Raw genomic sequence first — 21,066 nt, 5'->3', positions numbered from 1 at the left:
GCCGGCGGCCCGCCCGCGCGTGCGTGCGTGCGGCCGAGGCCGCGGAACGCGGGCCGCCCTAAGGGGCGTCCCGTTCCGCGGCCTCGGCCGTCTCCGCGAGGAGCTTGATGCGTGCCAGACGGCGGTCCCAGTCGGCCGCGAGGGCGGCCATCCAGCGGGCCGTCGCGTCCAGCGCCGCGGGCCGGACCGCGTACCGCACCTCGCGCCCCACCCGTCCCCCGCGCACCAGACCGGCGGCCTCCAGCACCGCGAGGTGCTTGACCACGGCCTGGCGCGAGACGGGGACCCCCTCGGCGAGGGCGGTCGCGCTGGCCTCGCCCCGCGCGGCGAGGAGGTCGAGCAGCAGGCGCCGCGTGGGGTCGGCGAGCGCGGCGAGTACGGAGTCCACGCCCTCCGCGCCGCCCGGCCTCGGGTCCGTCACGCCGAGGACTCCTCGGCCCGCTTCTTGAACGCGTCGAGCACCTGCGGCCAGCCGCCGGTGTTGTCCTCCAGTGCCTTGGCGCGCAGTTCCTCGGCCCCGGGGAGCTCCGCGAAGCCGCTCTCGACGACGCGCAGCCGCGTCTTGTCCCCCTCGGGCGTCAGCGTGAACTCCACGAGGGTGGTGTTGTCCCCGCGCAGCTCCTCGCCCGGGAAGGCGCTGGCCCAGCGGTACGCGACGTACGTCGGCGGCTCGACCTTCTCCACGCGCACCGGGAAGTCCCCGTACTGGGGGTTCTTCGCCAGCATCGACTCGCCCTCCCGGGCGACGGTCCCGGCCACGCTCTCCGGTTCGGCCACCCAGAACCCGGGTTCGGTCACCAGCGACCAGACCCGCTCCAGCGGCGCTTCGATCAGGGTTTCGCGTTCGATCCTGTCCTGGATCATGACGAGCCTCTTTCCTCGACACCATTGATGCAACTCCAGGGTTGCACCTGACCCCCCTCTGACGCAACCGGAGAGTTGCACTTCCCGTGGCGGATACCCTCGTCCGGACGACGGGCGGGCCACAGCCAACAGGGGGTTGCCATGGAGTTCCGGGCCGCCGACCCCGAGGCCGCCCACTGGCTGGCGCGCTGGCTGGCGGACGGGAGCCCCTACGGGGCCGACATGACCGAGCTCGACTTCGGCGGCGCGGACCTCGCCGGGGCGGACTTCTCGGGCGCCCTGTTCATCGGCGCCCGCCTCGCGGGCGCCCGCCTGACCGGCACGGACTTCTACCGCTGCCGCCTCCAGGACGCCGACCTCACCGGAGCCGACGCCACCGGCGCCTGTTTCGTCCGGGCCGTGCTGGACGGGGCCGACCTGCGCGGAGCCGTCCTCGACGGGGCCGACCTCGTCCGCGCGGAGCTCTACGGCACCGACGCCCGCGGCGCCCGCCTGCGCGGCGCCCGCATCCTCGGCGCCTCGCTGCTGAACACCGACCTGCGCGGCGCGGACCTCAGCGGCGCGGAACTCCGGGAGAACTCCTTCAAGGTGCTCCTGGACGACGACACCCGCGTGGCGGGCCTGACGGGAACCGTGTTCGGCCCGGCACGACTGGCCGACGGCCCGGACGGGGCGTCAGGGACCCCCCTCGCCGGAGCCGGACTGGAGGACTGGATCCGGGAACGCGGGGGCGACGTACGGGTCATCGAACCCCTGGGTCCGCCCCGCCCCTGACGCCACCGCCGACCGGCGCCCCGCCCGTCGACCGCTCCGGGTCCCCCTGGACGTGCACGTCCGCCCGGACCCACGGCCCCCGGATCCGGGCCGCGCGGGTCGCGCGACCGGGCGGGAACCTGCGGGTGGCGGCGTGCGTTCGTGCGCACCCCGAGCGCGGCACGGCAGCCGCCACCCCACGACCCGCACTCGTCAAGGCAGGAAACACTCCCTTGGCGTCCCCTCGCGACGAATCGCTCAACACAAGGGTGATCAACAGGTGACGAACCGTCAACACCTCGTTAGAGGTACACGCGCGGTTCCCGCCTCCGGGCAAATTCTTGGTCGGGGCGCACGGCGGGGGCCGCCGGTTCCGCCCGGTCGATCTCGCACCAGATCCGTTTGCCCGCACCCTCGCGCTGCCAGCCCCACCGGTCGGCGAGCCCGTCCACCAGCTCCAGCCCGCGCCCGCCGGTGTCCTCGCCGCAGGCCTGCCGGCGGGCCGGCGCCCGGTCGCTCGTGTCGGCGACCTCGACCCGCACGCCCGGCCCGCCGAACAACATCCGCAGCACGGCCGGACAACCCGTGTGCACGACCGCGTTCGTGACCAGCTCGGAGATCAACAGGACCAGCGTCTCGGCGAGCGGCTCGTCGTCCCCTATGCCGGACCACGCCAGCCTGGACCGGGCCCACCGGCGGGCCCGGCCGACCTCGGCGGGATCCGGTCCTACCTCCAGCTGCACCTGAAGCACCTGCACCGCTCACACCATCCGAACCGGCGGACACTTCGCCTCGCGACGGGGCGGGATCACCGCTCGTGATCCCCTTGCCGAGCAGCATGGTTGACATACAGTCACCACAACAAGCGCTTCGGGCATATTCCAGCGCGAAGGAGTAGGCGTGGTGCATACTGTGCGACGCTCACGCCGCTCAACCGCTCGCATTCGTGGGAGCGTACCGGAGCACACCCCTGCCTCCGGCCCGGATCGGGGCGGCCGAAGGACACAAACCGATATCAACTCTCTGTAATCGGACATGCGTCCCACGTCGTTCCTCCCGTGCCCAGCCCCGGCCGGCCCCGGCCCGACCCGGCCCGCGCGGCCCCGTTCCCGTCACAGCCTGCTACCTACGGCAGCACCGCCTCCTCCAGCAGCCGCTCCGCCAGGAACTCCTCCGCCCGCGCCGCCGTGCCCCACTGCCGCGCCCGCACCCACGCCCGTTTCAGGTGCAGGTGCACGTCCGCCTCCCAGGTGAAGCCCATCCCGCCGTGCACCTGGAGACAGTCCCGGGCGCCCCGCAGCGCCGCCTCGTCCGCCAGCAGTTTGGCCGCCGCGACCTCCGCGCCGTCCGCCGTCACCGCCGCCGCGTAGACCGCCGTACGGGCCACCTCGGCGCGCACCAGCATGTCCGCGCACAGGTGCTTGACCGCCTGGAACGCCCCGATCGGCTGCCCGAACTGCTCGCGCTCCCCCGCGTACCGCACCGCCAGCTCCACCGTCCGCAGCGCGCTCCCGACCTGCAGGGCCGCCGTCAGCAGCGCCCCCTCCTCCCGGTACGCGTCCACCTGCGCGCCCCCGGCCGGCTCCGCCCGCCACAGCGGGGTCAGCGGGTCCGCCGAGCGCACCGGGGTCCCGGCGGGGAGCGGGTCCTCCCCGAGCACCGCGTCGGCGTCGCCCAGGTGCGCCACCAGCGGCCCGTCCAGGTCGAAGGCGGTGACCACGGCCGTCCCCTCCGCCGCGCCGGGGACCGCCCCGGCGGCCAGGTGGGTGGCCACCAGCGGCCCCGGCAGCAGGGCCCGCCCGGCCTCCTCGAAGACGAGGACCGCCTCGGGCAGGCCGAGCCCGACCCCGCCCCGCTCCTCCGGCAGGCGCAGCGCGAACAGGCCCGCCCCGCCCAGCTCCCGCCACAGGTCCCGGTCCAGGGCGCCCCCGGCGTCCACCGACGCCCGCAGGGCCTCGCGCCCGTACCGTCCGGCGAGGAGGTCCCGTACACCCGCCCGCAGGTCCCGCTGGTCCTGCGTTGGCTGGAAGTCCACGGCGCTCACCGCCCCTTCGGAAGGCCGAGGATCCGCTCGGCGACGATGTTCCGCTGGATCTGCGAGGTGCCCGCCGCGATCGTGTACGAGAGGGACGAGAGCCGGTCCAGGGTCCACTCCTCCTCCAGCGAGAGGGAGTCCGCGCCCAGCACCTCCGCGGCCGCGTCGTAGAGCTCCTGGCGGGCGTGGGAGTACGCCAGCTTGAAGACGCTGCCGCCCGTGCCGGGGACGCCGCCGGAGCGCTGCGCCTCGCTGACGTTCCACTGCGTCAGCCGCCACAGGGCCCCGAACTCCCCGTTGAGCCTGCCGAGGGTGCGCCGCAGCACGGGGTCGTCCCAGCGGCCGTTCGCCTTCGCGGTACGGGCCAGCAGCGCCAGGGTGCGCCGGCAGGCGACGACCTCGCCGACGAAGGCGGTGCCCCGTTCGAAGGAGAGGGTCACCATCGTCACGCGCCAGCCGTCGTTCTCCTCCCCGACCCGGTTGGCGACCGGGATCCGCACCTCGTCGAGGAACACCTCCGCGAACTCGGCCGACCCGGCGAGGGTGCGCAGCGGCCGGACTGTGATCCCGGGCGCGTCCATCGGCATGGCCAGCCAGGAGATCCCGCGGTGCTTGGGGGCCTGCGGGTCCGTGCGCACCAGCAGCTCGCACCAGTCGGCGACCTCCGCGTGCGAGGTCCAGATCTTCGATCCGGTGACGACGTACGCGTCCCCGTCGCGCACCGCCCGCGTGCGCAGGGAGGCCAGGTCGGAGCCGGCGCCGGGCTCGCTGAAGCCCTGGCACCACACCTCGTCGCCGCGCAGGACGGGCGGCAGCCAGCGGGCCCGCTGCCCGGCGGTGCCCTCGGCGGCGATGGTCGGTCCGGCGTGCAGCAGGCCGACGAAGTTCGCGCCGACGTAGGGTGCGCCGGCGCGTTCGGTCTCCTCCAGGAAGATCAGGTGCTGGGTCGGGGTGGCGCCGCGCCCGCCGGCGTCGACGGGCCAGTGCAGGCCCGCGTACCCGGCGTCGTGGAGGCGGCGCTGCCAGCCCAGGTCGTAGGCGCGGCGGCCGGGCCAGTCGTCCGGGGAGGGCCTGGCGGGCAGCTCGGGCAGGGTCTTGCCCAGCCACTCGCGCAGCCGGGCCCGGAAGTCCCGTTCCTCCTCGGTGTAGGTGAGGTCCATCAGGTGAGGTCCAGGCCGAGCATGCGGATGGCGTTGCCGCGCATCAGTTTGTGGACGGTCTCGGCGTCGAGGTCCTTCACGTGGTCGAGGGCGACCTCCCTGGTGTGCGGGAAGGTCGAGTCCACGTGCGGGTAGTCGGTCTCGAAGGTGGCGTTGTCGCGGCCGACCACGTCGAGCGAGGCGATCCCGTGCTTGTCGCGGAAGAAGCAGCAGTAGATCTGCCGGTAGTAGTACGTGGACGGCGGCTCGGGGATCAGGTCGCGGACCCCGCCCCAGGCGCGGTGCTCGCGCCAGACGTCGTCGGCGCGTTCGAGGGCGTAGGGGATCCAGCCCATCTGGCCCTCGCTGTAGGCGAGGGTGAGCCGCGGGAACTTCACGAGGACGCCGCTGAAGAGGAAGTCCATCATCGAGGCCATGGCGTTGTTGAAGCTCAGCGAGGCCTGGACGGCGGGCGGGGCGTCCGGGGAGGCCGCGGGCATCTGGGACGAGGACCCGATGTGCATGTTCACCACCGTGCCGGTCTCCTGGCAGACGGCGAAGAAGGGGTCCCAGTAGCCGGAGTGGATGGACGGCAGCCCCAGGTGGGTGGGGATCTCGGAGAAGGTCACCGCGCGGACGCCGCGGGCGGCGTTGCGGCGGATCTCGGCGACGGCCAGGTCGATGTCCCAGAGCGGGATGATGCAGAGCGGGATGAGGCGGCCGCCGCTGTCGCCGCACCACTCCTCGACCATCCAGTCGTTGTAGGCGCGCACGCAGGCGAGGGCGACCTCCTTGTCGTGGGCCTCCGCGAAGGTCTGGCCGCAGAAGCGCGGGAAGGTCGGGAAGCAGAGCGAGGCCTCGACGTGGTTGAGGTCCATGTCGGCGAGGCGCGCCTTGGGGTCCCAGCAGCCGCGCCGCATCTCCTCGCGGGTGATGCCCTCCAGGGTCATGTCGTCCCGGTCGAAGCCCACGGCGGCGATGTTGCGCTTGTACGGGAACTTCAGGTCCTCGTAGATCCACCAGTCGGTCGGCGGGCCGTCGGGGTCCATGGAGATGACGTACTTGCCGCCGGTGTAGACGAGCTCGCCGATGCCCGCCGTGAGGGCCTTGGGGCCGCGGTCCCGGTACTTGGCCGGCAGCCACACGTCGAACAGGTGGGCCGGTTCGATGACGTGGTCGTCGACGCTGATGATCCGAGGCAGTTCCATGGTCTCCCCAATCCGATCTGATGGATCGTCAGAAACAAGCTAGCCCCGCCACCCCTGGACCGACAAGCGTCCGAGGCCTACGCTCTGCGCTTGATCTGACTATCCGTCAGACTCCTTGCCCACCGTCCACTGCCACGCCCAGGGGAGGTCCGGGATGACGGACACCGTGACGGATCCGAGCAGCAGCGCCACCCTGTGGGACCTGGTCTCCTGGCGGGCCGCCCGCACCCCGGACGCACCCGTCCTCATCGAGGCCGCCGACGACCCCGCCGACGACCGCGTCCTGACCTTCGGCGCGCTGCGCGAGCGCGCCGAACGCGCCGCGGCCGGCCTGTACGGCCTGGGGGTGCGCCCCGGCACGGTCGTCGCCTGGCAGCTGCCCACCCGTATCGAGACGGTGTTGCTCTCGCTCGCCCTGGCCCGGCTCGGCGCCGTCCAGTCGCCGGTGATCCCCTTCTATCGCGACCGCGAGGTGGGCTTCGCGCTGCGCGAGGCCAAGGCCGAGTTCTTCGCCGTGCCCGGCACCTGGCGCGGCTTCGACCACAGCGCGATGGCCGCCCGGATCGGCGCCCGCGGGGTCTTCGAGGCCTACGGCTCCCTCCCCGACGGCGACCCCGCCGTCCTGCCCCCGCCGCCGGCCGACGGGACCTCCGTACGGTGGATCTACTGGACCTCCGGCACCACCTCCGACCCCAAGGGCGTCCTGCACACCGACCGCTCGCTCATCGCGGGCGGCACCTGCCTCGCCGACGCGCTGCGGCTGACCCCCGCCGACGTCGGCTCGATCGCGTTCCCGTACGCGCACATAGGCGGCCCCGACTACCTGGTGATGCTGCTGCTGTACGGGTTCCCCGCGGTGCTCTTCGAGAAGTTCGCGCTGCCCGACGCACTGAACGGGTACCGGCGCCACGGCGTCACCGTCGCGGGGGGCTCCACCGCCTTCTACTCCCTGTTCCTGGCCGAACAGCGCAAGGACCCGGGGACGCGGCTCATCCCCACCCTGCGCCTGCTGGCCGGCGGCGGCGCCCCCAAGCCCCCGGAGATCTACCACGCGGTGGTGCGCGAGCTGGGCTGCCAGCTCACCCACGGGTACGGCATGACCGAGGTCCCGATGATCACCATGGGCTCCCCGGACGACACCCCGGAGAACCTCGCCACCACCGAGGGCCGCCCCCCGCGCGCGATGTCCGTCCGCATCACCACCCCGGACGGCGCACCCCTGCCCGCGGGAACCGACGGAGAGGTGCGGCTGCGCGGCGAGGCCGTCTGCCGGGGCTACCTGGGCCGCGAGGACTCCGCGGAGTCCTTCGACGCCGACGGCTACCTGATCACCGGCGACCTCGGCCACCTCACCGCCGACGGCCACCTGGTCCTCACGGGCCGCAGCAAGGACGTGATCATCCGCAAGGGCGAGAACATCTCGGCGAAGGAGATCGAGGACCTCCTGCACCTGCTCCCGGCCGTGGGTGACGTCGCCGTCATCGGCCTCCCCGACCCCGAGCGCGGAGAGCGCGTCTGCGCCGTGATCGAGCAGCCCCCGGGGGCGGCACCCCTGACCCTGCCCCAGCTGACGGCCCACCTCCGGGCCCAGGGCCTGTCCCCGCACAAGCTCCCCGAGCAGCTGGAACTGGTCGACGCGCTGCCCCGCAACGACGCCCTGCGCAAGGTCCTCAAGTACCGGCTGCGGGAACGCTACGCGCGCCCCTGACGAGCCCCCGGCCGGGTCTTCCGCCGGCCCTGCTGACACCAAAGTGCCAGGCCCTTTGGTGCCGGTCGAAAGGCCTTCCCCGGGGCTTCCGGGCCCAGCAGGATAGTGATCACCGGAACGGCGGCGGGAAACGAAAACCCGAAGCCGAGGCCCACGAAGGCCGGCCACCCGCCTCCGGGAAATCCATCCACCCACACGTCGGAAGCCCCGGGGCACAGCCATGTCGAAAACCGCTCGCACACACACCAGCAACCCCGCCGCCGGCGACGTCATCGGCTGGGACTGACCCCGTGCTCCTCGTCCGCATGCCCCTCCACAGCGACACCGGGGCACCGGGAACCGAGAGCGGAGCGAGCCTCCTCCAGGACGCCCTCTGGGCCCACGCCGCCCCCCACCACGCACTCGAACACGCCCGGGTCCGCCCCGCACCCCACGGCCTGCACGTCGCACTGTTCGTCCGCGCCGAGAACACCGCCGCCGCCACCGCGAAGGCCCACGACCTCCTCACCCTCGCCCTCGCCACCGGCGCCGCCCGCGGCTACACCCCGGACCCACTGATCCACCACTGAACCACCGCCACACCGCCACACCGCCACACCGACGCACCACCCGACGGCCGCGACCGACCGCTGTTCCTGCAGGGCAGCTGTCCACCGGCACCGGTGCGCCCCACTTCTTCGGCCTGCATCAGGCCTGCCCGCGGAAACCCCGCGCGGCCCCCACGCCTTCCCTTCACGCCCACAGGAGCTCAGCCATGTCCCGGAACCTCAAGGCCACCGCCATCCGCGTCGCCTCCGCCTCCGCCCTCGCCGCGACCGCCGCCACGATGGTCTTCGTCTCCCCGGCCAGCGCCTCGCCGCTGAGCGACGGCATCTCCGCGACGGCCCGCGCCGAGCAGGGCAACGGCGCCTGTGCCCACGGCGGTTACGTGGGTGGCTCCGAGCAGAACAGCAGCTGCAGCGGCGGTCAGAGAACCCACGCCTGGTGCGCCGACTTCGCCGGCTGGGTCTGGGCCCGCAACGGGGTCACCGGCCTCTCCACGCTGTCCGACATGGCCGACAGCTTCTACGACTACGGCGTCAAGTACGGCACCCTGTCCAACCAGCCGCACGTCGGTGACGCCGTCGTCTACAACCACGGCGGCAGCTACTCGGACGACCACGTGGCCATCGTCACCGGGATCTCCGGCAACTCCGTCACCATCACCGGCGGTAACCAGGGCGGCTTCCCCGGCATCGTCAGCACCCACAGCACCACCGACTGGAGCGTGGGCTCCTCCCCGTGGGGCCAGCGCATCAGCGGCTACATCTCGCCGGCCGGCACCACCAACCCCCAGTTCCCGAACCCGTCCTCGCTGCCCGCCGGAACGCTCGTGAAGTCGCCCAACGGCCCCGACGTCAAGGTGATGATCGACGGAGCGGGCGTCCCGGTCGCCGGCTCCGACGTCACCCCCGACAAGTACGACCTCAGCAAGATCGTGCTGATCGACGACCAGGCCTTCCGTTCGCTGGCGAGCGCCCCGCCCACCGGCACGGTCGTCCACGACCAGGCCGGCGGCAACGCCCGCTACGTGATCATCGACGGCGCGGCCCTCCAGATAGGCGCGGCGGACTGGACCGCCGGCGGCTACAACATCCGTCCCGACATGGGCGTGCCGACCGCCTGGCTGCAGGGCGCCGCCCAGCGCAAGGTGGCGACCGGCATCGTCGTGATGGACCAGAGCGGCAAGGACCCGGCCCGCTACGTGATGGTGGACGGCGCGGCCCTGCACATCTCCGCCGCCGAGTGGACCGCCGACGGCTACAACGAGCAGATGCTGATGGGCGTCCCCGGCGAGTGGCTCAAGGGCGCCGCCGCCAAGGCTCCGGGCAACGGCACCGTGATCATGAACCAGTCGGGTGCGGACAACAACCGCTACGTCCTCGTCAACGGCACGGCCCTGCACATCTCGGCGGCCGAGTGGACCGCCAACGGCTATGACAAGCGCTCCCTGATGGGCGTCCCCGGCGAGTGGCTGACCGCCGCCGTCGGCAAGCAGCTCGCCAACGGCACCATCGTCAAGGACGCCTCGGGCAAGGACTCCACGGTCTACGTGATGGCCGGCGGCAAGGCCGTCTCCCTCACCTACGCCGACTTCACCGGCCTCGGCTACGACAAGCGCCCGCTGGAGGGCCTGCCCGCCGAGTGGCTGACCGCCGCCGCCGCGAAGGCCGTACCCGCCGACGGCACGATGCTCCTCGCCCAGGGCAACAACACCGTCTGGCAGGTCACCGGCGGCAAGAAGCGCGCCATGACCGCCGACGAGTTCGGCGCCGGCAAGGCCAGCTTCGACGACGTGGTCAGCGTCCCGGCCGCCCTCATCAGCGCCCTGCCGACCGCCTGACCCACCGGGTCGGCACCGCCCGACCCACTCGGCCGGCGCTGCCCGAGCACCGCCCACACGAGCCGCCCGGTCCCCACCGGCCGGGCGGCTCGGGCCCGCTCCGCCCGGCAGCCGCCTTCGCCGCCCGCCGCCCCGCCGCCCCGCCGCCCCGCCGCTTCCAGACACCCCGAGGACACCGTCATGAGCTCCGCCGCCCGCAAGAAGTCCGTACTCGCCGTCACCGCCACCGCCCTCCTCGCCATCGCCGCCCCGCTCGCCGCGGGCAGCACCGCCTCCGCCGCCTCCGTCTCCACCTGGGACAAGGTCGCCCAGTGCGAGGCCAGCGGGAACTGGTCGATCAACACCGGCAACGGCTACTACGGCGGACTCCAGATATCGATGTCGACCTGGCGGGCCTTCGGCGGCACCCAGTACGCCTCCCGCCCGGACCTCGCGAACAAGCAGCAGCAGATCCTGACGGGCGAGAAGATCCTCGCGGGCCAGGGCCAGGGCGCCTGGCCGTCGTGCGGCCCCGCCGCCGGCCTCGGCGCCGACCACGCCGACCCGTACCCGTCGGCCCCCTCCTACCCGAACCCGGCCTCGCTGCCGGTCGGCACGCTCGTGAAGTCCCCGAAGGGCGCGGCCGTGAAGGTGATGATCGACGGAGCGGGCGTCCCGGTCGCCGGCTCCGACGTCACCCCCGACAAGTACGACCTCAGCAAGATCGTGCTGATCGACGACGCCGCGTTCAACGGCCTGCCGAGCGCCCCGCCGGCCGGCACCGTGGTCCACGACCAGGCCGGCGGAGCCAACCGGTACGTGGTCATCGACGGCGCCGCCCTGCCGATCTCCGCCTCCGACTGGACGGCCGACGGCTACAACGTCCGCCCCGACATGGGGGTTCCGACCTCCTGGCTGCAGGGCGCCGTCCAGCGCACCCTGTCGAACGGCCGCGTCGTCATGGACCAGACCGGCAACGACCCGGCCCGCTACGTGATGGTCAACGGCACGGCCCTGCACATCTCCGCCGCCGAGTGGACCGCCAACGGCTACGACCAGCGCTCCCTGCTCGGCGTCCCGACCAGCTGGCTCGCCGGCTCCGCGGCCCGCCAGGTCCCCAACGGCACCATCGTCAAGGACGCCTCGGGCAAGGACTCCACGGTCTACGTGATGGCCGGCGGCAAGGCCGTCTCCCTCACCTACGCCGACTTCACCGGCCTCGGCTACGACAAGCGCCCGCTGGAGGGCGTCCCCGGCACCTGGCTGACCGACGCCGCGGCCAAGACCGCTCCCGCCGACGGCACGATGCTCCTCGCCCAGGGCAACAACACCGTCTGGCAGGTCACCGGCGGCAAGAAGCGCGCCATGACCGCCGACGAGTTCGGCGCCGGCAAGGCCAGCTTCGACGACGTGGTCAGCGTCCCGGCCGCCCTCGTCAGCGCCCTGCCGACCGCCTGACCCACCCGGCCTCGAAGGTCCGGTCGCCGCGCCCCACGGGAAGCGGTGACCGGGCCTTCGGCGTTCCGGAGCCCGGACGAGCCCCTGAATCCGGACCCCTCAAGTACCGCTCATGAACACGCTGTTCGAGCTCCAGACAGACCCCCGGCCGGGTCTTCCGCCGGCCCTGCTGACACCAAAGTGCCAGGCCCTTTGGTGCCGGTCGAAAGGCCTTTCCCGGGGTTTCCGGGCCCAGCAGGATAGTGATCACCGGAACGGCGGCGGGAAACGAAATCCCGAAGCCGAGGCCCACGAAGGCCGGCCACCCGCCTCCGGGAAATCCATCCACCCACACGTCGGAAGCCCCGGGGCACAGCCGTGTCGAAAACCGCTCGCACACACACCAGCAACCCCGCCGCCGGCGACGTCATCGGCTACACCCCGGGCCCACTGATCCACCACTGAACCACCGCCACGGCCCCGGGCCGTGCGCTCCGGCCGCCGGCCGTCCGACCGCTGTTCCTGCAGGGCAGCCGTCACCACCGGCGACCAGGCCACCGCGCCGTCCGCCCCCCACCCGGGCTCCGGACGAGAACGCGAACCGGCCCACACCACTTGGCAACACCCGCAGCACCCTTCGTCCTTCTTCCCCGGCCCTGACGCCTCGGGCCGCCCTGTCCTCACGGAGACACCACCATGACCGCGCGTCGCTCCTCCCGCATGCTCACCGTCGCCCTCACCACCTTCGTCGCCGCGCCGATGCTGGCCGTCGCCCTGCCCGCCGTCTCGGCGCAGGCCGAGTCCCAGACCGTCGCCTCCATCGCCCGTGGCCAGGTCGGCGGCACGTGCGGCGACTACAACTGCCAGTACCCCGGCGCCTGGTGCGCCGAGTTCACCCGCTGGGTGTGGAACAAGGCCGGCGCGAACACCTCCGGCATCAGCGCGGCGGCCGTCAGCATCTACCAGTACGGCAAGAACAAGGGGACGCTCCACGGCAGCCCGCAGGTCGGCGACGCGGTCCTCTACGACAAGGACGGCAGCCTGAACGACGGCGACGCCGACCACGTCAACATCGTCGTCGCGGTGGACGGGGACAACATCCAGACCGTCGGCGGCAACGAGAGCGGCGGCGTGCGCTTCCGCAGCTGGTTCAACTGGAAGACCAACTCCAGCCCGGTGGGCGCCGGCCGGGCCCTGGCCTTCGTCGGCCCGTCCGGTCTGGCCGAGACCCCCACCGCCCCGGTCAGCAAGGCCGGTGACATCTTCCACGCCACGCGTCTGGTCGACGGCAGCTGGGAGGGCTTCGCCCCGCTGAACGGCGCCAACGGCGCGTCCTTCTTCAACGCCTCGCAGGAATCGATCGCGGCGACCCCCGACGGCTCCACCCAGACCCTGGCCACCGGAAACGACGGCAACCTCTACCACACCATCCGCTACGCGGACCGTACCTGGCAGGGCTGGGGCAAGGTCGACGGCTACGGCGGCGGCGCCGGCTTCGCCGCCAGGGACCAGGCCATCGCCGGCATGTCGAACGGCGACGCCCAGGTCATGGCCATCGGAAACGACGGCAAGATCTACCAGAACGCCCGCTTCCAGAACGGCACCTGGCAGGGCTGGTCCCCCGTCGGCAACTGGCAGGCCAAGAAGATCGCCGTCGCCGGACTCCCCGACGGCAGCACCCAGACCCTCATCATCGGCAACGACGGCAACCTCTACCACGCCATCCGCTCCACCGACGGCACCTGGACCGGCTGGAACGCCGTCGACGGCATCGGCGACGCCACCTTCCAGGCCGGCACCATCGCCATCGCCGCCCTCCCCAACGGCGACACCCAGGTCCTCGCCACCGGCAACGACGGCCTCGTCTACCACAACATCCGCAACGCCAACGGCACCTGGCAGGGCTGGAACAAGGTCGACGGCTACGGCGGCGCCCCCGGCTTCGCCGCCAGCAGCCTCGCCATCACCGGCATGCCCAACGGCGACACCCAGATGCTCGCCGTCGGCAACGACGGCAAGACCTACCACGCCGCCCGCTACGCCAACGGCGGCTGGCAGGGCTGGTGGGCCACCGGAATGGGCGCCCAGAAGGTCGCCATCGCCGGCCTCACCGACGGCAGCGCCCAGATGCTCGCCACCCGCAACTGATCACCGCACCACCCCGTACGCGGCTCCGGTCCCCGGAGCCGCGTACGCGCGTGCCGCTACAGCCGGCTCAGCGAAGCCGCCGCGAACAGGACGTCGCGGATCGCCTCGCGGTCGCCGGTCTGCCCGACGGCGGCGTCCTCCGGGGAGATGTGCCCGGCGGCGAGCTGGCAGAACTCGACGCCGTCCAGCGCGACCTCCGCCACCGTGTGCTCCCGCGACGGCTTCGCCGCCGGGGAGTCCAGGGCGATGTCCCAGGAGCCGCCGCCCGCCCCCTCGATCTCCAGGTGCAGGGTCCGCCCCGGAGCGCCCGCCGCGACGAGGCCGCGCGGCGGCGCCGCCAGTCCCGAGCGGCGCCGGCCCGCCAGGGCGCCGGGGAGCAGCCGCGCCGCGAGGTCGATCATGCGGTGCAGGTGCGGCCCCGACGGCAGCCCGTACGGGTAGTCCACGGCCTCGGCGATGTCCGAGGCGTGCACCCAGCACTCGAAGGCCCGCTCCAGGAACGCGTCGGCCAGCGGCAGCGCGAAGGCCCCGTAGTCGACGGCGAGTTCGGCGGCGCCCCGGCCCGCGAAGGAGACCGTACGGACCAGGGTGTGGCCCTGCTCCCGCCAGGGATCGCGGACCGCTCCGGTGCCCGGATGGGCGCCGGAGCTCCAGAAGTGCTCCGTGCGCCCCTCGGGTCCGCCCGGGGGTGCGTGCGGCCCCAGCGGATCGTCGAGGCCGAGGGCGGCGGCGACGAGGCCGTCCACCGTCAGCAGGTGGCCGATCACCCCGGACACGGTGGTCCGGCGGGTGCGGCGGCGCTCCTCCTCGAACCACTTCAGCCGGACCGGGGTGTCCCACTCCGCCTCGCCGAAGTCCCTCAGCAGCGCGTCGAGGCGTGCCGTCTCGGTGTCGTACGGGCCCGCCCACACCGGTACCGGGATGCGGGCGGGGCGCTTGCCCAGGCAGTCCTCCAGCACGCGCGAGCGCAGCAGCGGCTTGAGGTCGAGGGTGTCCTCGGGGTGCAGCAGCCCCACGGCGTCCCGCAGCCGCAGCGCCTCCTCCGCGCAGGGCGCGCACTCGGTGAGGTGGTCCTCCACGGCCTGGGTCTCCTCGGCGGAGCAGGCGGCGAGCGCCCACGCCCCGAGCAGGGACTTCAGTACGCCGTGCGGGGGCGGCGGCGCGGGCACGGACGTCGTGGTCGGCGCCGGCGTGGCCTCGGGAGCGGGGGCCGGCGGTTCGAGGTCGTCTCCGGCGGGGCGCGGTCCCGGTATCCGCGCCGCGCGGCCCGCGGCGTACTCGTGGGCGTCGTCGGGGGTGTCTTCGGAGGGGCCGGTCATCAGGTGGTTCCGTATCCGCGAGGGGCAGGGTCCTCCCGGGGGAGGACGTTGGCGGTCGACAGCAGCTGGAGGCCGAGCCGCAGCCGGCGGCGCGCCTCGTCCTCGCTGATCTGCAGGTCGGCGGCGGCCTGCCGGTAGTCGCGCCGCTTGAAGTAGGCGAGTTCCAGGGCGGCCCGCAGCGGCGCGGGCATGGAGGTGACGATGTAGTCGGCGCGGGCGGCGGCGTTGGCGCTGCGCACCTTCTGCTCCAGCTCCTCGTGGGAGCCGCGGCCGAACTCGACCTGGCGCAGCCGGGCGACGGCCTGGCCCTGGGTGATCCGGGCGACCCAGGAGCGCATGGAGCCCTGCTTGGGGTCGTAGGCGTCGGGGTTCTCCCAGATGTAGCCGAAGACCTCGCGGGTGATCCGGTCCGCGGCCTTCTCGTCGCCGAGCACCCGGTGCGCCAGGCCGTGCACGAGGGAGGCGAAGCGGTCGTAGAGCTCGCCGAGCGCGGCGGCCTCACCGCGGGCGAGGCGCTGCTGCATGCGACGGTCCCAGCGCGGTGGAACGTCCTTCGCCATGCTTCCTCCCGCCGTGTGCCGACCCGTCAAATGTAGTGCGCAACCGATGGAACGCGCCTGTTTTGGGGGAACCCCGTCCGTGGACCGCGGCCCACGTGCTAGGGGCGCTGTGGGCACTGGTGTACGCGCCCTGCCGCGCTCCCCGTGCGCGGGTTCGATGCGGCCACCTCCTTGACCGCTTCGCTTAACGCTCAGGCCACCGAGGCCTTACGCTCCTGCCTGTCTTGAACTGCACTCCCTCGCACACGTGAAGGCGGAACTCCGCATATGGACAGCGCAGAATACGAGCGCAAGATCGCCGCCCGATTCGCCACTTTCGACCAGGACGGATCCGGCTACATCGATCGGGAGGACTTCAGTACGGCGGCCAGGGCCGTACTGGCCGAATTCGGCACCACCGCGCGGTCGGACAAGGGACAGGCCGTCTTCAACGGCGCGGAGGCGTTCTGGCAGGGAATGGCCGGGATCGCCGACGTGGACGGGGACCAGCGGGTCTCCCGGGAGGAGTTCGTCACCGGGGCGGCGAAGCGGCTGCGGGACAGCCCCGACCGGTTCGCGGAGATCGCGCGCCCGTTCCTGGCCGCGGTGATCGCCGTGGCGGACGAGGAGGGCACGGGCGCCGCGACGCCGGCGGCCGCGGCCCGGGTCCTGCGGGTGCTCGGCACCGCGCCGGACCTGGCCGGCCCGCTGGCGCGGGCACTGGACGCGGACGGCGACGGCCGGATCTCCGAGGACGAGATCCTGGCGGCCTTCGCGGGCTACTGCGGGGTGGAGGCACCCGACGCGTGACACCGCGCGGCGGGCCGGGCGGACGACGCCCGGCCCCCGCGGGTGCGCCGGAGCGACGGCGGGCCGGTCCGGGGCGCGCGGCCGGCCGGGACCGCGCGGCCCGGCGCCGCCGGGCCGGGGCTCAGGCGAAGACGACGGTGCGGCTGCCGTTCAGCAGGACGCGGTGCTCGCTGTGCCACTTCACCGCACGGGCGAGCGCCTGGCACTCCACGTCGCGGCCGATGGCGACCAGCTGGTCGGGGGTGACCTCGTGGCCGACGCGCTCGACCTCCTGCTCGATGATCGGGCCCTCGTCGAGGTCGGCGGTCACGTAGTGCGCGGTGGCGCCGATGAGCTTCACGCCACGGGCGTGCGCCTGGTGGTAGGGCTTGGCGCCCTTGAAGCTCGGCAGGAAGGAGTGGTGGATGTTGATGATCCGCCCGCTCAGCTCCTTGCACAGGGTGTCGGACAGCACCTGCATGTAGCGGGCGAGGACGACGAGCTGGACGTCCTGCGCGCGGACCAGTTCCAGCAGCTGCGCCTCGGCGTCCGCCTTGGTGTCCTTGGTGACCGGGATGTGCACGAAGGGCACGTCGTACGAGCCGACCAGCTCGGCGAAGTCGGTGTGGTTCGAGACCACGGCCGCGATGTCCACGGGCAGCGCGCCGATCCGCGAGCGGAACAGCAGGTCGTTCAGGCAGTGGCCGAACTTCGACACCATGAGGACGATCCGCATGCGCTCGTCGGAGCGGTGGATCTGCCAGTCCATGCGGAAGGAGTCGCCGATCGCGGCGAAGCTCGCGCGCAGCTTCTCGACGGTGACCGCAGACTCGGCCTCGAAGTGCACCCGCATGAAGAAGAGCCCGGTCTCCCGGTCTCCGAACTGCTGGCTGTCCACGATGTTGCAGCCGGTCATGAAGAGGTAACTCGACACGGCGTGCACGATGCCCTGCTTGTCGGGGCAGGACACGGTCAGGACGTACTGGGGCTGGGCAGTGGCCTCGGGGTGCGGGTCGCTCATGACGGCATAGCCTTTCACACCGCGCGGGTGAGCATCCTCAGTACGTCGACCGAGGTGGGCGGCTCGTCCGGATCCTCCCCGTCCGCCGCCGCCATCCGTACGTGCGCCTCGCGCGCGGCCCGTACCGCCTCGGGCCAGGCGTGGTGTTCCAGGTACGTGGACACGGGCGCGTCGGGCCCGGCCTGGTGCAGGATCCGCAACACCCGCAGGACGGCGAGGTCCACGAGGGCGGCCTCCTGCGCGTCCCGGAAGATCGTGCCGACGTACTTGTCGGCGGACCAGCTGTCGAGCCAGGTGTCCTCGACGAGCCGGTACACGGCGTCGGTGACGTCCCCGTAGCCTTCCGCGCCGGTCAGCCAGACCTCCTCCTGGAACACCGGGTCGGAGAGCATGTGCAGCGCCGAGCGCACGTTCGCGCGCCAGCGCCACCACGGCATGTCGTTGAGGGGCATGCCGCCCATGGTGGAGGAGCGGCCGCCGCGGCGGGAAGAGTTCTTCGAACCTTGGGCGAATGTCACGCTTTCGATCGTACGTTCCCCCGTGGTGCGATCTTGAAGCGCCTGCGGACGGTTGCCCCCCCGGCAATTCACCTGGGCGTCACCCGATGTTGTGTACACCTCACCATCCAGTTCCCCGGCGAGCGGAATGGTCGGTGGACATGACCAATCGCCGACGCGCAACTGCCCTATCCCGCCTGCTCCTTGCCTCGGCGGTGGGCGCGTGTCTCACCACCGCGTGCGGGGTGCTCCCCGGGGGCTCGGGGGGCTCCGGGGGCACCCTCACGGTCATGACCTTCGCCCCGATGGGCACCAAGGCGACCAACATGCCGGGAATGCCCGGGATGGCCAAGGCCTACGAGCGCTGGGTGAACGCCAACGGCGGCATCCACGGCCACAAGCTGCGCGTCCTGACCTGCAACGAGAAGAACACCCCGACCGGCGCCGCCGACTGCGCCCGCCAGGCCATCGCCGAGAAGGCCATCGCCGTCGTCGGCTCGTACAGCCAGCACGGACGCGCCTTCATGGCCCCGCTGGAGGCCGAGGGCATCCCCTTCATCGGCGGCTACGGGGTCTCCTCCGAGGAGTTCCAGAGCCCCCTGTCCTACCCGGTCAACGGCGGCCAGCCCGCGCTGCTGGCCGGCGCCGGGCACCAGCTCGGCAAGGCCTGCGCCCAGGTGTCGCTCGTGCGCCCGGACACCCTCGCCGGGGACTCCATGCCGGTCCTGCTGAACGCGGGGCTGCGGGCCAACAAGATGCCGGACGCCTCCGACATCCGGGCCGCCGAGGACTCCGCGGACCTGACCCCGCAGGCGCGCGAGGCGCTGGCCGACGGATCGGCGGGCGGACCGGCCAAGGACACCAAGGAGGCGCCGAAGGGGGGCTCCAAGGACGGCACGGCCAAGGACGCGGGAGCGGGGGCCGGGGCAGGGGCCGGGGCCGGGGCCGGGGCCGGGGCCGGGGCCGGGGCCGGGGCCGGGGCCGGCGCCAAGGATTCCGCCCCCAAGGAGGGCAAGCCCTGCGTCACGGCCGTCCTCGGCGAGCGCACCGAGACCTTCTTCGACGCCTTCCGCCGCCTGGACACCCAGCACCGCGACCCGCAGATCGCCTCCGTCCTCGGCAGTGTCAGCCAGGCCCTCGTCGACCGCACCGGCGGCAAGGAGAGCCCCTTCGAGGGCTCGTTCGTCACCAGCTGGTACCCGGTCTCGACCGACCCTCTGTGGGCCCCGATGCGGAAGGTGATCACCGAGCAGGCGTTCGGCGACGACACCGTCGACCCCGACGACAGCGGGGCGCAGACCACCTGGATCGCGTACACCGTGCTGAACGAGGTCGTGCAGCGCTTCAAGAAGGACGAGGACGTCACGGCCCGCAAGCTGGCCCACGCGCTCAACGAGTCCCAGGGCGTCAAGACGGCCGGCCTCACCCCCGACCTCAGCTGGCGCTACCAGGACATGCGGGCCGTGGCCGGCTTCCCCCGCCTGGTCAACGGCCGGGTCAGCTTCCAGATCGTCCGGGCGGGCCGCATCGTCGACCAGCCCGGCGAGCCCGCCCAGGACATGACCTCGACCCTGGAACAGGCTCCCCGCTCGGCCTGAGCGCCCGGTCCGGTCACAGCTCGGACGTGTCGCGGCGGGTGAGGCCGTACTTGACGGCGATCGGGTTCCACAGGGCCGCCGCCGCCACCTTGGACTTCGTGGCCTCGCCGCTCGACTTGTTGCCGTCGGAGGCGTTGTCGGTGGCCTTGGCCTTGCCGTCCTTGCAGCCGCCCTTGTCGTGGCCGGCGTCGTCCGCCCAGTCCGCATAGCTGTTGTCGGCGTCCGCGGAGGCCTTCCAGGCCTTGGTGAGGGCGGCCGAGAGCTTCGCGTGGTTCGGGAGCAGGTCCGTCTTGAGCTCCTGGAGCCGGGTGACCAGTTCCTCGCGCTGGCGGGCCGCGTCGCGCAGGTCCTGGGCCGCCTGACCGAGGTTCTTGCAGTCCTTGATGTCGTCCACGGCCTTGATCACCGAGGCCCGGCTGTCGTTGCTGTCCGCGAGGAGCTTGTCCAGCTGGACGGCCTGTGGGCGGGCCGGGTCCACGGGGGCCTCCCCCACCGGTGCGCCCGAGGCGCCCGAGCCGGTGCTCGCGGGGGCCACGGCGCCGGGGTCGCTGTTCGAGGCCTTGCCGTCGCTGAGCAGCGCACCCACCCCGAGTCCCACCACGGCCAGTCCGACGACCCCTGCCGCGATGACGGCGGGCGGCACCCGGCGCGGGGCCGGGGCGGAGGGCGGCGGGGGCGGGGGCGCGTACTGCTGCTGCTGGTGGTGGTGGGGCGGCTGGGGCTGCTGCTGCCGGCGTGGCGCGTACTGCTGGGGCGGCGCGGGCGGCGGCGTACGCCGGGGGGCCGGACTCTGGACGGGGGACATCTGCTGGGTGGGCGCCGCGGCGATGCCCTCGTCGGCCCGGAACAGCGCGTCGAAGCCCTCGACGGGCGGGGGCCCCGGTGCCGCGGGGACGGGCGGTATGAACTGGGTCGCCGCCTCACCCGGGTGCGCGCCGTCGGCCGGGACCGGCGGTATGAACTGGGTCGCCGCCTCACCGGGATGCCCGCCCGTCGCGGGGACGGGCGGTATGTACTGGGTCGCCGCCTCGCCCGGGTGCGGACCGGCGGCCGGGACCGGCGCGATGTACTGGGTCGCCGCCTCACCGGGGTGCGCGCCCGTCGCGGGGACGGGCGGTATGTACTGGGTCGCCGCCTCACCGGGGTGCGCGCCGGCCGCCGGGACGGGCGCGATGTACTGGGTCGCCGCCTCTCCCGCGTGCGCGCCGCCTGCCGGGACCGGCGGGATGTACTGGGTGGCCGCGTCGGGCAGCGGCGGGTAGCCGTAGCCGTGCGGCTGCCCCGGGCCCTCGAAGCCCGGACCCACGACGTGCCCCGCGGACGGGTACCCGTAGCCGGGCTGCCCCTGCGGCGGGTAGCCGTACGCGGGCTGCCCCTGGGGCTGCCCGTACCGCGGCTCCCCCTGCTGCCCCTGCCCCTGCTGCGGCTGCCCTCCGTACTGCTCCTGCCCGTACGCCGCAGGCTGCTGCTGCGGCTGCTGCCCGTACGGCGCGGGCGCGCCCCACGGCTCCCCCGCGCCCGGACCCGGCTGCGCCGGGTACCCCGGGTCCGCGTCGGGGCCTGCCGCGTCGGGCCGTGCCGGATCCGCCGCCCCGGGCCGGGGGACGCCCCCTTGTCCGCTCTGCGTCGTCACCGGGACTCCTCTGCCT

Annotated in this window: 19 protein-coding genes; 8 read left to right on the top strand and 11 right to left on the bottom strand. The window is 73.2% G+C overall.

The window, feature by feature from the left end; genetic code table 11:
- Positions 1-58: 58 nt before the first annotated feature.
- Both ACZ5D2_RS38000 and ACZ5D2_RS37995 read right to left on the bottom strand, forming a co-directional pair.
- Positions 59-421: an ArsR/SmtB family transcription factor gene (locus ACZ5D2_RS38000; RefSeq protein ID WP_030241747.1), complete on the bottom strand. Its 363-nt coding sequence runs from the start codon at positions 419-421 to the stop codon at positions 59-61.
- Positions 418-864: an SRPBCC domain-containing protein gene (locus tag ACZ5D2_RS37995; RefSeq protein WP_371677300.1), complete on the bottom strand. Its 447-nt coding sequence runs from the start codon at positions 862-864 to the stop codon at positions 418-420. Before ACZ5D2_RS37995 ends, ACZ5D2_RS38000 begins: the two co-directional genes overlap by 4 nt.
- 141 nt (positions 865-1,005) lie before the next feature.
- Here ACZ5D2_RS37995 and ACZ5D2_RS37990 point away from each other — a divergent pair, with 141 nt between their 5' ends.
- A complete protein-coding gene (locus ACZ5D2_RS37990) occupies positions 1,006-1,638 on the top strand; it encodes a pentapeptide repeat-containing protein (protein ID WP_371677301.1) in 633 nt (210 codons plus the stop codon).
- 281 nt (positions 1,639-1,919) lie between these two features.
- On the opposite strand, the gene ACZ5D2_RS37985 is transcribed toward ACZ5D2_RS37990, so the two are convergent.
- The 4 genes from ACZ5D2_RS37985 to ACZ5D2_RS37970 all read right to left on the bottom strand — a co-directional run bounded on the left by ACZ5D2_RS37985 (position 1,920) and on the right by ACZ5D2_RS37970 (position 5,999).
- Positions 1,920-2,375, bottom strand: coding sequence for an ATP-binding protein (locus tag ACZ5D2_RS37985; RefSeq protein WP_371677302.1), 456 nt, complete (start codon positions 2,373-2,375; stop codon positions 1,920-1,922).
- A 368-nt stretch (positions 2,376-2,743) separates the two neighbouring features.
- Entirely contained in the window at positions 2,744-3,652 is a 909-nt protein-coding gene (locus ACZ5D2_RS37980) for an acyl-CoA dehydrogenase family protein (protein WP_468935945.1), read from the bottom strand.
- A gap of 5 nt (positions 3,653-3,657) precedes the next feature.
- Positions 3,658-4,812 (bottom strand): acyl-CoA dehydrogenase, encoded by a 1,155-nt coding sequence (locus tag ACZ5D2_RS37975; protein WP_371677303.1) that lies wholly within the window; start codon positions 4,810-4,812, stop codon positions 3,658-3,660.
- Positions 4,812-5,999: an amidohydrolase family protein gene (locus ACZ5D2_RS37970; RefSeq protein WP_371677304.1), complete on the bottom strand. Its 1,188-nt coding sequence runs from the start codon at positions 5,997-5,999 to the stop codon at positions 4,812-4,814. The genes ACZ5D2_RS37975 and ACZ5D2_RS37970 overlap by 1 nt, the downstream gene beginning before the upstream one ends.
- 154 nt (positions 6,000-6,153) lie before the next feature.
- Between ACZ5D2_RS37970 and ACZ5D2_RS37965 the strand changes: the two genes are divergently transcribed.
- The 5 genes from ACZ5D2_RS37965 to ACZ5D2_RS37945 all read left to right on the top strand — a co-directional run bounded on the left by ACZ5D2_RS37965 (position 6,154) and on the right by ACZ5D2_RS37945 (position 13,654).
- Positions 6,154-7,707 (top strand): AMP-binding protein, encoded by a 1,554-nt coding sequence (locus tag ACZ5D2_RS37965; RefSeq protein WP_468935940.1) that lies wholly within the window; start codon positions 6,154-6,156, stop codon positions 7,705-7,707.
- A gap of 305 nt (positions 7,708-8,012) precedes the next feature.
- Complete coding sequence (locus tag ACZ5D2_RS37960; protein WP_371677306.1) at positions 8,013-8,276, top strand: hypothetical protein; 264 nt, start codon at positions 8,013-8,015, stop codon at positions 8,274-8,276.
- A 185-nt stretch (positions 8,277-8,461) separates the two neighbouring features.
- Positions 8,462-10,090 (top strand): CHAP domain-containing protein, encoded by a 1,629-nt coding sequence (locus tag ACZ5D2_RS37955; RefSeq protein ID WP_468935937.1) that lies wholly within the window; start codon positions 8,462-8,464, stop codon positions 10,088-10,090.
- 180 nt (positions 10,091-10,270) lie between these two features.
- Positions 10,271-11,527 carry a transglycosylase family protein gene (locus ACZ5D2_RS37950; protein WP_371677308.1) on the top strand — a complete coding sequence of 419 codons (1,257 nt, stop codon included), beginning with the start codon at positions 10,271-10,273 and terminating at the stop codon, positions 11,525-11,527.
- Positions 11,528-12,202: 675 nt separating this feature from the next.
- Positions 12,203-13,654, top strand: coding sequence for a CHAP domain-containing protein (locus ACZ5D2_RS37945; RefSeq protein WP_468935933.1), 1,452 nt, complete (start codon positions 12,203-12,205; stop codon positions 13,652-13,654).
- A 56-nt stretch (positions 13,655-13,710) separates the two neighbouring features.
- Here the strand turns inward: ACZ5D2_RS37945 and ACZ5D2_RS37940 are convergent, their stop codons facing one another.
- Positions 13,711-14,973, bottom strand: a complete 1,263-nt coding sequence (locus tag ACZ5D2_RS37940; RefSeq protein WP_468935930.1) for a maleylpyruvate isomerase N-terminal domain-containing protein — start codon at positions 14,971-14,973, stop codon at positions 13,711-13,713.
- Entirely contained in the window at positions 14,973-15,533 is a 561-nt protein-coding gene (locus tag ACZ5D2_RS37935; protein WP_371677311.1) for a sigma factor, read from the bottom strand. Before ACZ5D2_RS37935 ends, ACZ5D2_RS37940 begins: the two co-directional genes overlap by 1 nt.
- Before the next feature lie 267 nt (positions 15,534-15,800).
- Here ACZ5D2_RS37935 and ACZ5D2_RS37930 point away from each other — a divergent pair, with 267 nt between their 5' ends.
- Positions 15,801-16,322 carry an EF-hand domain-containing protein gene (locus ACZ5D2_RS37930; RefSeq protein ID WP_371677312.1) on the top strand — a complete coding sequence of 174 codons (522 nt, stop codon included), beginning with the start codon at positions 15,801-15,803 and terminating at the stop codon, positions 16,320-16,322.
- Positions 16,323-16,443: 121 nt separating this feature from the next.
- Here the strand turns inward: ACZ5D2_RS37930 and purU are convergent, their stop codons facing one another.
- Together purU and ACZ5D2_RS37920 are read right to left on the bottom strand one after the other, a co-directional pair.
- Entirely contained in the window at positions 16,444-17,322 is an 879-nt protein-coding gene (gene purU / locus ACZ5D2_RS37925) for a formyltetrahydrofolate deformylase (RefSeq protein ID WP_468935925.1), read from the bottom strand.
- 14 nt (positions 17,323-17,336) lie between these two features.
- Positions 17,337-17,783: an SCO4402 family protein gene (locus ACZ5D2_RS37920; RefSeq protein ID WP_371681196.1), complete on the bottom strand. Its 447-nt coding sequence runs from the start codon at positions 17,781-17,783 to the stop codon at positions 17,337-17,339.
- A 197-nt stretch (positions 17,784-17,980) separates the two neighbouring features.
- Here ACZ5D2_RS37920 and ACZ5D2_RS37915 point away from each other — a divergent pair, with 197 nt between their 5' ends.
- Positions 17,981-19,417, top strand: a complete 1,437-nt coding sequence (locus ACZ5D2_RS37915; protein ID WP_468935922.1) for an ABC transporter substrate-binding protein — start codon at positions 17,981-17,983, stop codon at positions 19,415-19,417.
- 13 nt (positions 19,418-19,430) lie between these two features.
- Here ACZ5D2_RS37915 and ACZ5D2_RS37910 read toward each other — a convergent pair whose 3' ends face one another.
- Positions 19,431-21,050, bottom strand: a complete 1,620-nt coding sequence (locus ACZ5D2_RS37910) for a hypothetical protein (protein ID WP_468935919.1) — start codon at positions 21,048-21,050, stop codon at positions 19,431-19,433.
- Between the last annotated feature and the right edge of the window lie 16 nt (positions 21,051-21,066).

The sequence above is a fragment of the Streptomyces sp. NPDC031479 genome, from assembly GCF_055581065.1.
This window is presented reverse-complemented; position numbering and strand designations above follow the sequence as displayed.